The 234-nt window shown below is 70.9% G+C and carries 1 pseudogene; it reads left to right on the forward strand.

Annotated elements, in window-relative coordinates:
• A pseudogene (locus ACPYOM_RS24010) lies at positions 1-234 on the forward strand (hypothetical protein); the annotation flags it as partial.

The raw sequence follows: 234 nt of genomic DNA on the forward strand, positions 1-234 counted from the left end.
TGTGGGAGTGTGTAGATCTCTTCCAGCCACCGACCGCCCACGTTGACGGCGCGGCAGACCGGGACCCGGGGTCGCCGGCCTCCCACGTCCTCGTCTTCTCGGCCTGGCACGAGGGCGTGACCCACCATCCTGTCTCTTATACACATCTCCGAGCCCACGAGACGCGTAGTAATCTGGGGGGGGGGTGTGCGTTTTGGGGGGGGGGGGGGGGGGGGGGGGGGGGGGGGGGGGGGG

Source organism: Monashia sp. HAY1-2A (assembly GCF_056755315.1).